Below are 14,860 nucleotides of genomic sequence, written 5' to 3'. Positions count from 1 at the left end.
TTATCTACTCGCGGGTAATATTTGTTCGGAAAATACAAACGGCAGCCGAAGCTGCCGTTTGTGATCGTTGCTGAATATTGTCGGTTAGGGGCGTGGCGAAATGTTCGGCGATAGGTGCTCGCAGACATGGCGGGCAAAGCCACCGCCGGCTTCGTTGTAAATATTGAAGGCGGCATCGACCCCGAGCTCGATCAGCTCCGTCGTATCTTCGGGATATTTGGCAATAGCGGCAATTTGCCCTTGATAGTTACGTTCCCGAATTTGTTCGAGGGCAAAACTATTTGCTTGGCTGTGGGGCATTGCCAACAAAATCAAGCGTGTATTTCGTTTTGAAATAACCCGAGCCCAGAAGTCGGGGTCGGTGGCATCGCCTTGGATCACGTTGCGCCCTTGTTCCCGGTGGAGGGCGACAGACTCTTCACGGGTTTCGACACCAATGACCTGATTACCGTAGCGCGACACTAATTCATCATAGGCACCACTCCCGATTCGTCCCATTCCAAGGATTAAGATTTCCTTGTTGCCAAGATCAATCAGACGATCGCCCGGGTTCAGTTTTTCCGGTTCAAACTCTTTGAGCCATTTAGAGGCATCTTTGTACAGGCGGTGACCAAGCGTATTTAACGGTGCTGCAATCAGAAAGGAAAGTGATACCGCGATGGCGATAGCGACAAGGAAGCTGCCTGGGAGCATGCCCATTTTATAGGCTAGGCCACCGACAATTAGTCCGAACTCGCTGTAGTTGAACAGGGTGAGCGTCCCTAGCAGGGAGGTGCGAACCCGATAATGGAACATATTGAAGATAACATAGTAGAGAACGCCTTTGAGCGGCAGCATCACCAGAAGTAGCAACGCCATGAGTAGCCCTTCTATGGTTGGCTCTTCGGCGAGGCCAATATTGAGGAAGAAGCAGACTAACAGTAACTCTTTTATGTTAAACAATGACTTGGACAACTCTGATGATTTTGGATGGGCAGCTAGCATCATCCCTAGGATCAGGGCTCCCAAATCAGCTTTCATACCAACGACTTCGAACAGACCGGCACCGGCGACAAGGGCAAGAAATATCCCGTAGAGAACCAGCATTTCGCCGTGGCCGGCACGGTCAAGGATCTTGAACAGAGACGGGCGCAGCAGTGGCAGGGCAAACAGTCCCAGTGCTGTAATCTCCGGGATTTTTCCGGTAGAGACAGTCAGGAAGATAACGGCGAAGATATCCTGCATAACCAGAATACCGATCGCCAGTGTACCGTAGGTCGCATTGAGTTCGCCTTTCTCTTGCAATGCCTTGATGGCAAAAACGGTGCTGGAAAATGAAAGTGCAAAACCGAGAAGGGCCAATTGGGTAATATCGAGATCAGCCATCATGCCGATACCCAATTGCTTGAGAACCAGTAGGACAAGGGTAAACAGGCCGGTTGTTAGTACGTTATGTAGCGTGGCGCCGCCCCAGATCTCCTTGGTCAGCAGGGTCCTGACATCGAGCTTGAGACCGATGGTGAACAACAGTAGGGTGACCCCGAGGTCAGCGAGCGTGGTCAGGGCATCGGTTGAGGTGTAGCCGGCACTGTTGAGGGCGAAACCTGCGACAAGGAAGCCCACCAACGGGGGGAGCTTGCAGCGCAGTGCGATGAAGCCTGCCAGAAAGGCCGCGATGATATAGATGAGTTCCATACTTGGCTGAGTTCCTTTTGTATTGCTGATCATGCCATGTGCACACAGTGGATCTGAGGCTTGGCTTATCGTTAACCGTAAGCGGTCGTGATTATTTTGGGGACGGAATATAACACAAAGGCCATGTTCCTGTCTGAAACATGGCCTTTGTATTTTGTTACTAAATGAGTGACTTACACCAAATTTGGCGGTTTATTGCTCTTCAAGCAGGCGCTGGAGCAATACGCCGTTGAGCATGGCGCGCTTGATCATAGAGAAAGCGCCAATAGTTGGTTGGGTGTAAAGCTCTGATGGGACAATCGGCAGCCCGCGGTTGAAGGTAGACAGAGACTGGGTTTCCACGCAGCGGCGGATGGCCGGGAAGAGGATGTCTTTGGCATGGGTGATATTACCTGCCACCACAATTTTTTGCGGATTGAACAGGTTGATCGTCATGGCCAGTGCCTTGCCTAGTTGGTTGCCGACTTTGATCAGTGACTGGGTAGCAAGCTCATCACCTTTGTTGGCCGCATCACAGATGGCTGGCATGGTGATATCTTCAAGCTCCTGCAACGAACTTGGATAACCTTGGGCAAGCAACGAGCGTACATGCTTGATAATCGCAGGATCGGCAGCCACGGTTTCTAGGCAGCCGAAATTGCCGCACTGGCATTTGTCACCGAGCGGGTCAATTTGGATATGGCCGATCTCACCTACGTTACGGTTGGTACCAAGGAAAACCTGTCCGTTGACGATAATACCCGCACCCGTACCATGGTGTACGCTGACCAGAATAGAATCTTTGCAGTCTCGGCTGGCTCCGAAGTAGTGCTCGGCAAGAGCCAGGCCACGGATATCGTTGCCGACAAAGCAAGCCACGCCATACTTGTCGCTGATGATGTCAGCCAGCGGTAGTCGGTCGACGTCGATGTGCGGCATATATTCGATAATGCCGTTTTCAGGGTCGATCAAACCCGGAAGGGTGATACCGAAAGCGACCAGCTCTCGCATGACATTTTGGTTCTCTCCGATGAACTGCTGGATATGGCTAAGCAATCCTTCGATGAGTTCCTGCTGGGTGGTATAGCTGAAAGGGTGACCGGTACCGGCAATAAATTTGCCGCTCAGATCGTAAAGGGTTAGCTCGATATAATTACGCCCTAAGCGAATTGCAATCGAGTGGAAAGGGGTTGACTCGGTGGTCAGGGATATTGCGCGCCGGCCTCCGGTGGAAGCTTGCTGCGCGACCTCTTTAATGAGGCCGCGCTCTAGCAGTTGGCGGGTGATCTTAGTAACGCTTGCAGGTGCCAGCTGACTGACGTCAGCAACCTGGATACGCGAAATGGGTCCTTGCAAGTCAATGAGCCGGTAAACGGCAGCGCTATTTAGCTGCTTTACCAGATCGACATTACCAATTTGTCCGCCTGTCATAGTTAGTTCTGCTCGTATTCACCGTTAACAACAGTCGCCCGAACATTAAAATCGCGATCAAAAACAGTCAGGTTAGCTACCATGCCTTTTTTGATGGCCCCCAGTTCCTTGTCGACACCGATAGCGCGAGCAGGATACAGGGTTGCCATGCGAATCGCTTCGTCCAGGGCGATACCTGCATGCTCGACACTATTTTGAACTGCTTCAATCATAGTCAGTGCCGAACCGCCAAGTGTGCCATTCTCGTCCACACACTTGCCATCACGGTAATATACTTTCTTACCGACAAAAATAAAGTGATCAATGTCTGCTCCTGCAGGTGCAGTTGCGTCTGTGACCAAAACAAGTTTGTCGCCCTTCATGCGATGGGCCATGCGGATATTGGCATAATCAACGTGGAAGCCATCAGCGATAATACCGGTATATACTTCCGGTGTATCATAAATGGCGCCAACCATACCCGGTTCGCGGCCCGCGATTGGGGTCATGGCGTTGAACAGGTGGGTCGCAAACGTGATGCCAGAGGCGAAGCCTTTGCGTGCTTCTGCGTAGGTGGCATTGGTGTGGCCCGCTGAAACAACGATGCCTGCGTCGACTAGTCGTTCGATATGGGCGTGGTCGTTTTGCTCTGGAGCCAGTGTTACTTTGGTCACTACATCGGCGTTATCGCAGATGGTCTGGATCATATCGCTGTCAGAACGGCGGATATGGTCAACAGAGTGGATACCTTTTTTCATCACATTCAGGTACGGACCTTCAAGGTGCAGGCCGAGCGAATGGTTCTGGTATTTGCCTTGGTACTCACGGGCGGCAGCGATAGCAGCCTTCATGTCCTCGTCAGACGAGGTGATCAGCGTCGGTAGGAAGCTGGTACAACCGGATTTCAGGTTGGCACGGTGCATGGTGTGGATGGTATCGGCGTTGATTTCGTCGTTTAGCATCACACCGCCACAGCCGTTAAGCTGTAGGTCGATGAAACCTGGAGTCAGGTTGGCACCGTCAAGGTCGAGTTTTTGAATATCGGAAGGTAGCTCAGTTTCTGGGCATACAGCGCGAATGTTCACGCCGTCAACAATGACGGCGTGGTTATTCAGCACATCGCTACCGGTGAAAATTCGGCAATTGGTAAGCGCGTACATGAATAGTTCCTTTGTTATAGGTGTTTGATATTTTCTGCTTCAAGCTCTTTGAAATACTTAACCGTTTTAACTTTTAGCTCTTGGGTAGAGGCTTCATCGCATACGATCAGTGATTTCGGGTGTAGCTGAAGGGCTGAAACGGTCCATAGATGGTTCACGGAACCTTCAACGGCGGCTTCTAGCGCCTGGGCTTTGCTGTGGCCTGTAACCAGAATCATGATTTCTTCGGCATCAAGCAAAGTACCCACACCGATAGTCAGGGAGTATTTAGGTACTTGGGCCATATCGCCATCGAAGAATCGAGAGTTGGCGATACGAGTGTCTTCAGTCAGGGTCTTGATACGGGTACGAGAAGAAAGCGAAGATGCCGGCTCGTTGAATGCGATATGGCCGTCGTTGCCTACACCGCCCATGAACAGATTGATGCGGCCAAAAGACTTGATTTTGTCTTCGTAGCGCTTGCATTCTGCATCGTGATCAGCCGTGTTGCCGTCAAGTAGATTGATGTTTTCTTCTTGAATATCAATATGATTGAAGAAGTTGTTGAACATGAAACTGCGGTATGACTCAGGGTGGTCAGCAGGCAGTCCGATGTATTCGTCCATGTTGAATGTCACAACATGCTTGAAGCTTACTTCGCCTGCTTGATAAAGCTCAATCAGACGTTTGTAGGTCGCCAGAGGAGTGCCGCCTGTAGGTAGGCCTAGCACAAAAGGACGTTCCGCTGTTGGCTGGAATTTGTTAATACGATCAACGATATAGCGAGCGGACCACAAACCTACGTCTTTAGCTTCATTCAGTGGGATAAGTCTCACGGTGACACCTCATTCCTGTAGTAATTTCGGGTAAATTCTAGCGCGAAGTCGCCTTTGTTTTGGATAATAAAATAAGTTTTATGATCGAGCTAGCAAAATCGTCTGGTAATTAGCCTTACAGGTGATAAAGATCACAAATGGCAAGGTTTTAATTTGCGGGGTGAAATTAATTTTTTAAACTGCAGGGGACTTAATCGGATAACTAAAATAAGTTGTCTTCTTATCTAAGAAAACCATAGGGGGAACTAAGGGTGAATATTCTTGGATACTTTCAAAAAGTAGGTAAAGCATTGATGGTGCCAGTCGCCACGTTGCCTGCCGCTGCAATCTTAATGGGTGTGGGGTACTGGATTGATCCAAACGGCTGGGGTGCAAACAGTGCACTGGCTGCGTTTTTGATCAAAGCTGGTGCTGCCATTATCGATAACATGTCTGTACTGTTTGCTGTTGGTGTGGCTTACGGTATGTCTAAAGACAAAGACGGTGCAGCCGCGCTGTCTGGTTTTGTTGGTTTCCTAGTGGTAACCACGCTGCTTTCTCCGGGAGCAGTTGCACAAATCCAAGGTATTGCAGCCGGTGAAGTGCCAGCGGCCTTTGGTAAAATCAACAACCAGTTTGTTGGTATCCTTGTGGGTATCGTGTCAGCTGAAATTTACAACCGTTTTTCACATGTTGAGCTGCACAAAGCCCTTGCGTTCTTCTCTGGTAAGCGTCTAGTCCCAATCTTGACGTCTTTCACCGGTATCCTTATTGCCTTCGTACTGATGTACATCTGGCCTGCAATCTACGGCGGTCTAGTATCGTTTGGTGAAGGCATTCAGAGCATGGGTGAGCTAGGTGCTGGTATCTACGCATTCTTCAACCGTCTATTGATCCCTGTTGGTCTACACCACGCACTTAACTCAGTGTTCTGGTTCGACGTTGCGGGTATTAACGATATTCCTAACTTCCTAGGCGGTGCGAAGTCAATTGCTGAAGGTACTGCAACTCCAGGTGTTACTGGTATGTACCAAGCGGGCTTCTTCCCAATCATGATGTTCGGTCTACCTGGTGCGGCACTGGCTATCTACCACACTGCTAAAGCGAAGAACAAAGAGAAAGTGGCATCTATCATGATCGCTGCTGGTTTCGCATCGTTCTTCACTGGTGTGACAGAGCCTCTAGAGTTCGCATTCATGTTCCTAGCACCTGGCCTATACGTTCTACACGCATTGCTAGCGGGTATCTCTGTATACATCGCAGCATCTATGCAGTGGATTGCGGGCTTCGGTTTCTCTGCCGGTCTTGTTGACCTTGTGTTGTCAACGCGTAACCCACTGGCGGTTAACTGGTACATGCTGATTGTTCAGGGTCTGGTGTTCTTTGCACTGTACTACTTCATCTTCCGCGCAGTTATCATTAAGTTCAATCTTAAGACGCCTGGCCGTGAAGACGACGACGTAGAAGAAAGCGGTGTGACAGGTTCTAAAGAAACTGGCGAACTAGCTAAGCAATACATCAAGGCGTTGGGTGGTGTGTCTAACCTAGAAAACATCGACGCATGTATCACTCGTCTACGTCTGACGCTGAAAGACAGCAGCCTAGCTGACGAGAAGACATTGAAAGCACTAGGTGCGATGGGTGTGGTTAAACTGGGTTCTAACAACCTACAAGTTATCCTTGGCCCACTAGCCGAAATCGTAGCTGGCGAGATGAAGAAAGTCTCTCCGAACGAAGACCTATCTGCAGTCAAACTACCTTAATCACTGACACTAAGTCTTTGACTAAGAATATCGGCCTCCGCTAGGGGGCCGATACCCACCGACTCAATAATCATCTGAAATCTCAATTTTTGACTTTGCTCTTTTTCTATTCCTTTCAGGCTGTGCCTGATGTCCGGGAAGGGGGACGGGTGTCTGCGGTTTCAGATCATTATTATGTTTTGCCAAGGGAAGAGACCGGTGTTCGGCACTCACCAAGGCTACTCGGGAGACGGATTTACTCATGAAAACATTTAAATTGAGCCTAATGGCATCGGTTGTTGCATTGGCAACCGGTTGTACGACATCACCATCAATGACTGATCAGCAAATTGCAGATACGCTGGCAGAAAATTTGGGTGTTAATTATCAGTTGGTGACTAACCATGGTGCCAACGAAGGGCTGCAGTGCCGCGAATTGGCAGCCGAGTGGGCATCGTGTGACTTGATCAATATGACGCTGACCAATAATGGCCCGGCAGTGTCAAGCAAAGATTGGAAGATCTACTTCCATAGCATCCGTATGATCCTGGATGTGCAGAACGATCAGTTCAAAGTGACCCACATCACGGGTGACCTGCACTCGCTGGAGCCGACCGATAAGTTCGAGGGCTTCGATGCTGGTGAGAGCGTGGTTATCCCGTATATCGGTGAATACTGGACGCTGTTCGAGAACGACTATATGCCGCGAGCTTATGTCGTGGCTGGCACCTCTGAGCCTAAAACCCTAGAGAGCATGGATTTTGAAGATCCATCAGCATACCTTGACCCGATCAGCGGCAACAACTGGAAACGTACCCCGACCGACAACAATATCCTGGCTACTGCCCAGTCTCGTTTCGAGAAGAACCGTGATGTTAATTTGATCGCCAAGGAAGAGCTGGCCGGTACTATCGTCCCAACCCCGTTGAGCACTAAGCTGACTGGTGGCTCGGTATCGCTGGCAAACGGCGTAAGTATCGACAATAAGGCCCTGCTTCCTTCAATGCTAGACGCGGCGACCAAGCGTATGGAAATGCTGGGCATTGATACTGACGGTACATACCCGGTGACATTGATCCTTGACCCTGCGCGTTTTAGCAAGGCGAATCAGGTATCAGGTGCCTATGAGCTAGACGTGACCAACGGCAAGACAACCATCGTTGGCTATGACGCTGAAGGTGCGTTTTACGGTCTGCAGTCGCTGATGTCTTTGGCGAGCACGGGTAGCGAGAAGCAGATCCCGACGTTGAAAGTTACCGATGCACCGCGCTTCGATTACCGTGGTGTGATGGTGGATGTTGGCCGTAACTTCCACTCTAAGGATGCTATTTTGCGTACGCTGGATCAAATGGCCGCGTACAAGATGAACAAATTCCACTTCCACCTGACTGACGATGAAGGCTGGCGTTTGCAGATCCCTGGTTTGCCAGAGCTGACCGAGGTGGGCGGCAAGCGCTGTCACGATCTATCTGAAACGTCTTGCCTGTTGCCGCAGCTGGGTTCTGGCCCTAATAGCGACAACTTCGGTTCGGGTTTCTACACCAAGCAAGACTACCTAGATATCCTTGCTTATGCCAAGGCTCGTGGTATCGAAGTGATCCCTGAAATTGACATGCCAGCGCACTCTCGTGCTGCGGTTGTGGCAATGGAAGCGCGCCATAAGCGCTTGAGCGAAGCCGGTGACTTGGCTGGGGCGAACCAGTACCGTTTGATGGATCCAAATGATACCTCAAACGTGACCACGGTACAGTTCTATGACAAGCGTAGCTTCATCAACCCGTGCATGGACTCGTCACTGAACTTCGTTAACAAGGTAATCACCGAAGTCGCTGCGATGCACCAGCAGGCAGGCATGCCGCTGAGCACATGGCACTTTGGTGGTGACGAAGCGAAGAATATTAAGCTAGGTGCGGGTTTCCAGGACATCAATGCGGCAGATAAGGTTGACTGGAAGGGCGATTTGGACCTAAGCCAGCAGGATAAGCCATTTGCCAAGTCGCCGATGTGTCAGAAGGCGATTGCCAGCGGTGTGGTATCAGATTACGCCCATCTGCCAAGCTACTTCGCTGAGAAGGTGAGCAAGGTCGTGGCTGCCAAGGGGATCCCTAGCTTCCAGGCATGGCAGGATGGCTTGAAGTACTCGAAAGACGCTTCGTCGTTCGCGACTGACAATGTACGCGTTAACTTCTGGGATACCCTGTACTGGGGCGGCGGTGCATCTGCGTATGACTGGGCTGCGAAAGGCTATGACATGATCATCTCCAACCCTGATTATGTTTACATGGACATGCCATATGAGGTGGATCCGGAAGAGCGTGGCTATTACTGGGCAACCCGTGCAACCGATACCCGCAAGATGTTTGCTTTCGCGCCTGAGAACTTGCCGCAGAATGCCGAGACATCGGTAGATCGCGATGGTAACGGATTCACCAGTAAGGGCACGGCGAAAGGCAAAGACTTCTACGGTCTGTCAGCACAGTTGTGGAGTGAGACGGTTCGTACGGACGACCAGTTTGAGTACATGGTTTTCCCTCGCGTCTTGGCGGCGGCAGAGCGTGCATGGCACAAGGCTGATTGGGAGCGTGACTACCAGCCAGGTGTCGAGTACTCGCAGTCAACCCAGATGGTCGACAAGACCGCACTGCAGCAGGAGTGGGCACGTTTTGCCAATATCCTGGGCCAGCGCGAACTTGCCAAGCTTGATGCTGCAGGTATCCAGTACCGTGTACCGGTTCCGGGTGCGACAGTGAAGAACGGTGTGCTGGCAATGAACATCAGCATGCCAGGTCTGGCTCTTGAGTATTCAACTGACAACGGCGAGACGTGGAAGCGCTATCAGGCGGAGAACCAGCCGAAGGTGAAAGGCAAGGTTCAGGTCCGTGCGGTAAGTGCTGATGGTAAGCGCTACAGCCGAGTGATCGCCCTGTAAGTTTGCCTGTGATATAACCTCAGCTGGCGGGAAATCCCCGCCAGCTTCTTTGTGGGGGCGACTTGAGTGCCCACAAAGAAGCTGTCTTGCTGCTTTGGTTCAGTTGATGGTTATCCCATGACGGGAACCTGAATAGAATGTTCTTTCCTGGCTCGAGTTTGAAGAGCCGTGCTTCTGCGCCCCGCACCGTTATACGCGTCTTCAGGAGGAATTCTGGGATTGCTGTGATATTGCGGGGTTTTTTTATCCATATCGTCAAACAATGCATACTATTTGTTGAGTAGTACCCCATATTTATGGATGATAGAGAACTTAAAAATCCTGTCAGCACACGAGGTGTAAATAGATGAGTGAATCTGAAGCTCGTCCATCAAACTTTATCCGTCAAATTATTGATGCGGATTTAGCGAGTGGCAAACATACAAGCGTACATACCCGATTCCCGCCGGAGCCGAACGGCTACCTGCATATCGGCCATGCGAAATCTATTTGTTTGAACTTCGGTATTGCTCAGGACTATCAGGGTCAGTGTAACCTACGTTTCGACGACACAAACCCTGAGAAAGAAGACATCGAATACGTTGAGTCTATTAAGAACGATGTTAACTGGTTGGGCTTTAAGTGGGACGGTGAGATTTGCTATTCATCTGACTACTTCGATAAGCTATACGGGTTTGCTATTGAATTGATTAATAAAGGCTTAGCGTACATTGATGAGCTAAGTCCAGAGCAGATGCGTGAATACCGCGGCACATTGACTGAGCCGGGTAAGCACAGCCCGTACCGTGATCGTAGCGTAGAAGAAAACCTTGAGCTGTTCGAAAAAATGAAGAACGGCGAGGTTGAAGAGGGCAAGATGTGCCTTCGCGCCAAGATCGATATGGCTTCACCTTTCATGGTTATGCGTGATCCGGTTCTTTACCGAGTTCGTTTCGCAACCCACCACCAGACCGGCGACAAGTGGTGCATCTACCCGATGTACGACTTCACCCACTGTATTTCTGATGCGCTAGAGGGTATTACGCACTCTATCTGTACGTTGGAATTCATGGACAACCGTCGTCTGTATGACTGGGTTCTGGAAAATATCACGATTGATTGCCAGCCACACCAGTACGAGTTCAGCCGTCTGAACTTGGAATACACTGTCATGTCCAAGCGTAAGCTTAACCAGCTTGTTACTGAGAAGTTGGTTGACGGCTGGGACGACCCACGTATGCCAACGATTTCTGGCCTGCGCCGCCGTGGTTTCACCTCTGCGTCAATTCGTGAGTTCTGTAAGCGTATCGGCGTGACCAAGCAAGACAACACTATCGAGATGAGCTCGCTGGAGTCTTGTATCCGTGATGACCTGAACGAAAACGCACCACGTGCGATGGCTGTTTTGGATCCGATTAAAGTCGTGATCGAAAACTTTGACGCTGACGTCGAAATGCTAGAAGTGGCTAACCACCCTAACAAACCTGAGATGGGTAGCCGCCAAGTACCGTTCACGCGTGAATTGTACATTGAAGCTGAAGATTTCCGCGAAGAAGCGAACAAGAAGTACAAGCGTCTGGTTCTGGGCAAAGAAGTCCGCCTGCGCGGTGCTTACGTGATCAAAGCTGAGCGCATCGAGAAAGACGAAGCGGGTAACGTTACTACTATCTACTGTACTTACGATAACGAGACGCTGGGTCAGAACCCAACGGATGGCCGTAAGGTGAAAGGCGTTATCCACTGGGTATCAGCAGATGCTGGTGTACCGGCTGAAATCCGCCTGTACGATCGTCTGTTTACTGTACCGAACCCTGGTGCGGCAGATGATTTCGTATCAGTGATCAACCCTGAGTCACTGACCGTGATGAACGGTTTTGTCGAGCCGTCTTTGGTTGAAGCCGAAGTTGAGCAGGCATACCAGTTCGAGCGCATGGGTTACTTCTGTGCGGACAACAAAGACTCTTCTAAAGAGAAACTGGTGTTCAACCGTACTGTTGGCCTACGTGATACTTGGGCAAAAATCGCAGACTAACGTCGCAGATTGAGTCTCTGATAAATAAAAAACCAGCCATTCGGCTGGTTTTTTTATGCGCTGTGCTGACTTAAAGGATGAATGCAAGCCAACAGGAAGCGGGTTACTTGCGGTCGTGCAGCGATTCGTCTTCGTTGCAGTTGCCTTCCATGCAGTGGCCGTAAAGGTACAGGCTGTGGTTGGTCAGGCGAACATTAAAGCTGGCCGCAATTTCTTTCTGGCGCTTTTCAATGACTTCATCAGAAAATTCGATGACCTTGCCGCAGTCAAGACATACAAGGTGGTCGTGGTGGTGCTGTGTCGCCAGTTCAAATACAGATTTGCCGCCTTCAAAGTGGTGACGGGTCACGATACCGGCATCATCAAATTGGTTCAATACTCGGTAAACGGTAGCAAGGCCAATCTCTTCACCGATGTCGATGAGCTTCTTGTATAGGTCTTCAGCACTGATGTGCTGGCAATCCGGTTGCTGGAGAACTTCCAGAATCTTGAGACGTGGAAGTGTCACCTTTAGGCCAGCTTGTTTAAGCGCTTGGTTGTTGTCTGACATTGGAATTTCCTATTGGCTAGCCGTACCCTCATGGTGCGGTAGTCTTCTCTTCTATTCATCATTATAAGTGAGCACAAGGTAACAATAAACTATAAAACGGGTCAATCTTGCTGATATCTAACTTTTCTTTTTGTTGTTTACTTGTTATTAAAATGTACACGCGTGCAAAACGTGGTTACTATGGGCTCATCGTACCAGTGAAAGGGAAGTTTGCTTGTGGATAAAATCTATACCCCGTCTCTTGTCAAGCTGGCTCTGAATTTGTGGCCGCCATTTTGGGGGGCGGGAATTCGGATCGTGTCAATTTCCGATGATTTTCGGCAGGTAAGGATCAAGCTAAAGTTAAGATGGTGGAATAAAAATGCTAATCGTACTCAATACGGCGGCAGTATTTTCTCCTTGACTGATCCTGTCTATGCGCTGATGTTGATCGGCATTTTGGGCAAGGAATACTTTATTTGGGATAAACAGGCTGAAATTAATTTCATCAAGCCGGGATGTACGGACTTGTTCGCTGATTTTGTTATTTCAGATGCCATGATCAGCGAAATTATGTCGGCGACGGCTACTGGGGATAAATATCTGCCCGAATTTGTCGTACAGGTTAAGGATCTCAATGGCGAGGTGGTGTCTCAGGTTAAGCGAACTTTGTATGTGCGCAAGAAGCCGCAGTATAGGGTGGGGCAGGATGGTTGTGGGGATGCTGAGGACAATCAGCGTTCGGTGATGCCTTAGGACATCAGTGTCGTTCTTAAAAATAACACGCCGGACCAAAGGGCCCGGCGTGTCGGTGTTCCACGAGAGATTAGTCAGCCAGTTCGGCCAGGCACATTTCTTCGTAAATCTGGTTAACCCATTTTTCGACGCGCTCTTCCGTCAGCTCTGGCTGGCGGTCTTCGTCGATACACAGGCCGACGAAGTGGTTGTCGTCGACAAGGGCTTTGGACGCTTCGAACTCAAAACCTTCGGTTGAGAAGTGGCCAACAACGGTTGCGCCGCGACCTTCAACGATTTCACGTACGGTACCCATCGCATCACAGAAGTATTCTGCATAGTCTTCCTGATCGCCACAGCCGAAGATAGCGACTAGCTTGGTCGAGAAGTCAATTTGTTCTAGTTCTGGGAAAAAGTCGTCCCAGTCACACTGTGGTTCGCCGTAATACCAGGTTGGGATACCCAGTAGTAGTAGGTCAAAATTGTCGATATCTTCTTTGCTGCATTTAGCGATATCTTTCACTTCAACTAGCTTATCGCCTAGTCGTTTTTGGATCATTTTAGCGACGGCTTCTGTATTACCTGTGTCGCTACCAAAGAAGAGTCCTACACTCGCCATAGTAGAGATTACCCTGTTAATTGTTGACCGCTTAGCATAGTGCCTACGGTATCCATCATTCATTTAGAGGGGCAAGGCCCCTTGCCAATTGTGCTCAGCGGGAGTACATGGCGTGTCGCCATGGTCACGATTGGCACATCAATTAACTGATGCCGGCTCCTTCCCAGCTAAGCTGGATCAGACCTTTGGCAACAAAGCCGGCACAGCCAAGAAACAGTACAAGCCAGACGATTTTTTGACCAAAAGGCGGTACATTACCTTGTTTTAGTACATCTTTAATGGCCATGCCGATAAAGAAGAAAATCGCAGCAAACAGTAAATCCAGCCCGATCGATTCAAGCAATTCCATGTGCTCGTAAAGCATCAGTGTCTCCTTACCGCTCTATCGTTAATGCAGTGCTAGCCGCGCACTATAACATAGACAATAGGGGGCTGTTAACGTTATGCCGCCTGCAAGAAGTTCAAAATAATACGATTCACCGTATCGGGTTTTTCTGCATGGAGCCAGTGGCCGGTATTGGCCACTAAATACGCCTTGGCATTGGGAAACTGGCGGCTGATCGCCTCGCGGTGCTCTGGCAGAATGTAGTCGGATTCCTGGCCCTTGATAAACAGAGTCTGGCCAGTGTATGCCGGAATCTCTTCCCAGCCCATGATGGTATTGTAATTGGCAATCAGCCCTTCGACATTGAAGCGCCAGCCGTAGTGCCCGTCTTCCTGTTTGGCAAAGGATTTGAGTAGGAATTGGCGTACCCCGGGATCCATGACGTGGCGGGCAAGGTATTGTTCGGCGTCGCTGCGCTTTTCTACGGTGTGCTTGGTGACTTCGCGCAGTCCGTTGAACACGTTTTCATGGCGGTGGACAAAGTAGTGAACCGGAGCCATATCAAGTACCAATAGGCGCTGGATTCGCGATGCTGCTAGATCGGTGGCTGCCATCGCTACTTTTCCGCCCATGGAGTGGCCGACAAGGGAAAAGCGGTCGATATTCAGACTATCGAGTACAGCCAGTATGTCGGCGGCCATGTCGCGGTAGGTGAATTGGTCGCAGTGGGGGGATCGGCCATGATTTCGTAGATCAACGCTGATCACTTTGTATTGGTCTTTCAAGGATCTAGCGATTAGACCGAGGTTGTCGGCACTGCCAAATAGGCCGTGGATCAGGACGATCGTGTCACCGTCACCCTCCACTTGGTAATGAAGATTCACTGACTATTTTCTCTTGTAGTTAACGCTTTACCGTAGAGTATAACCTCGGATCACGTTATAATCTCTCGG

General features: G+C 50.0%; 12 protein-coding genes. 4 read left to right on the top strand and 8 right to left on the bottom strand.

Features of this window, described 5'->3' with window-relative positions; all coding sequences use genetic code 11:
- Nucleotides 1-84: 84 nt before the first annotated feature.
- From ACSF8X_RS13520 to nagB, 4 genes are all read right to left on the bottom strand, one after another.
- Complete coding sequence (locus ACSF8X_RS13520) at nucleotides 85-1,674, bottom strand: cation:proton antiporter domain-containing protein (RefSeq protein WP_500850214.1); 1,590 nt, start codon at nucleotides 1,672-1,674, stop codon at nucleotides 85-87.
- A 192-nt stretch (nucleotides 1,675-1,866) separates the two neighbouring features.
- Nucleotides 1,867-3,084: a DNA-binding transcriptional regulator NagC gene (gene nagC / locus ACSF8X_RS13515; RefSeq protein WP_047877355.1), complete on the bottom strand. Its 1,218-nt coding sequence runs from the start codon at nucleotides 3,082-3,084 to the stop codon at nucleotides 1,867-1,869.
- Nucleotides 3,085-3,086: 2 nt separating this feature from the next.
- On the bottom strand, nucleotides 3,087-4,223 hold the full coding sequence (nagA, locus tag ACSF8X_RS13510; RefSeq protein ID WP_047877354.1) for an N-acetylglucosamine-6-phosphate deacetylase: 1,137 nt from the start codon (nucleotides 4,221-4,223) through the stop codon (nucleotides 3,087-3,089).
- 14 nt (nucleotides 4,224-4,237) lie between these two features.
- Nucleotides 4,238-5,038 (bottom strand): glucosamine-6-phosphate deaminase, encoded by an 801-nt coding sequence (nagB, locus tag ACSF8X_RS13505; protein ID WP_047877353.1) that lies wholly within the window; start codon nucleotides 5,036-5,038, stop codon nucleotides 4,238-4,240.
- Nucleotides 5,039-5,289: 251 nt separating this feature from the next.
- Here nagB and nagE point away from each other — a divergent pair, with 251 nt between their 5' ends.
- From nagE to glnS, 3 genes are all read left to right on the top strand, one after another.
- The gene (gene nagE, locus ACSF8X_RS13500) at nucleotides 5,290-6,780 is read left to right on the top strand and encodes an N-acetylglucosamine-specific PTS transporter subunit IIBC (RefSeq protein ID WP_047877352.1); all 1,491 of its coding nucleotides are present in this window, start codon (nucleotides 5,290-5,292) and stop codon (nucleotides 6,778-6,780) included.
- Between the two features lie 241 nt (nucleotides 6,781-7,021).
- Nucleotides 7,022-9,688: a beta-N-acetylhexosaminidase gene (locus ACSF8X_RS13495; protein WP_500850213.1), complete on the top strand. Its 2,667-nt coding sequence runs from the start codon at nucleotides 7,022-7,024 to the stop codon at nucleotides 9,686-9,688.
- A gap of 346 nt (nucleotides 9,689-10,034) precedes the next feature.
- Nucleotides 10,035-11,699 carry a glutamine--tRNA ligase gene (gene glnS / locus ACSF8X_RS13490; RefSeq protein ID WP_500850212.1) on the top strand — a complete coding sequence of 555 codons (1,665 nt, stop codon included), beginning with the start codon at nucleotides 10,035-10,037 and terminating at the stop codon, nucleotides 11,697-11,699.
- A gap of 103 nt (nucleotides 11,700-11,802) precedes the next feature.
- On the opposite strand, the gene fur is transcribed toward glnS, so the two are convergent.
- Nucleotides 11,803-12,249, bottom strand: coding sequence for a ferric iron uptake transcriptional regulator (gene fur / locus ACSF8X_RS13485; RefSeq protein ID WP_047877349.1), 447 nt, complete (start codon nucleotides 12,247-12,249; stop codon nucleotides 11,803-11,805).
- 216 nt (nucleotides 12,250-12,465) lie between these two features.
- Between fur and ACSF8X_RS13480 the strand changes: the two genes are divergently transcribed.
- Nucleotides 12,466-12,984 (top strand): DUF4442 domain-containing protein, encoded by a 519-nt coding sequence (locus ACSF8X_RS13480; protein WP_500850211.1) that lies wholly within the window; start codon nucleotides 12,466-12,468, stop codon nucleotides 12,982-12,984.
- A gap of 70 nt (nucleotides 12,985-13,054) precedes the next feature.
- On the opposite strand, the gene fldA is transcribed toward ACSF8X_RS13480, so the two are convergent.
- The 3 genes from fldA to ACSF8X_RS13465 form a co-directional block, all read right to left on the bottom strand.
- Nucleotides 13,055-13,582: a flavodoxin FldA gene (gene fldA, locus ACSF8X_RS13475; RefSeq protein ID WP_047877347.1), complete on the bottom strand. Its 528-nt coding sequence runs from the start codon at nucleotides 13,580-13,582 to the stop codon at nucleotides 13,055-13,057.
- Between the two features lie 142 nt (nucleotides 13,583-13,724).
- The gene (locus ACSF8X_RS13470) at nucleotides 13,725-13,946 is read right to left on the bottom strand and encodes a DUF2788 domain-containing protein (protein ID WP_047877346.1); all 222 of its coding nucleotides are present in this window, start codon (nucleotides 13,944-13,946) and stop codon (nucleotides 13,725-13,727) included.
- A gap of 77 nt (nucleotides 13,947-14,023) precedes the next feature.
- Nucleotides 14,024-14,791 (bottom strand): alpha/beta fold hydrolase, encoded by a 768-nt coding sequence (locus ACSF8X_RS13465; RefSeq protein ID WP_500850210.1) that lies wholly within the window; start codon nucleotides 14,789-14,791, stop codon nucleotides 14,024-14,026.
- Nucleotides 14,792-14,860 lie beyond the last annotated feature (69 nt).

The organism is Photobacterium panuliri, assembly GCF_059920555.1.
This window is presented reverse-complemented; position numbering and strand designations above follow the sequence as displayed.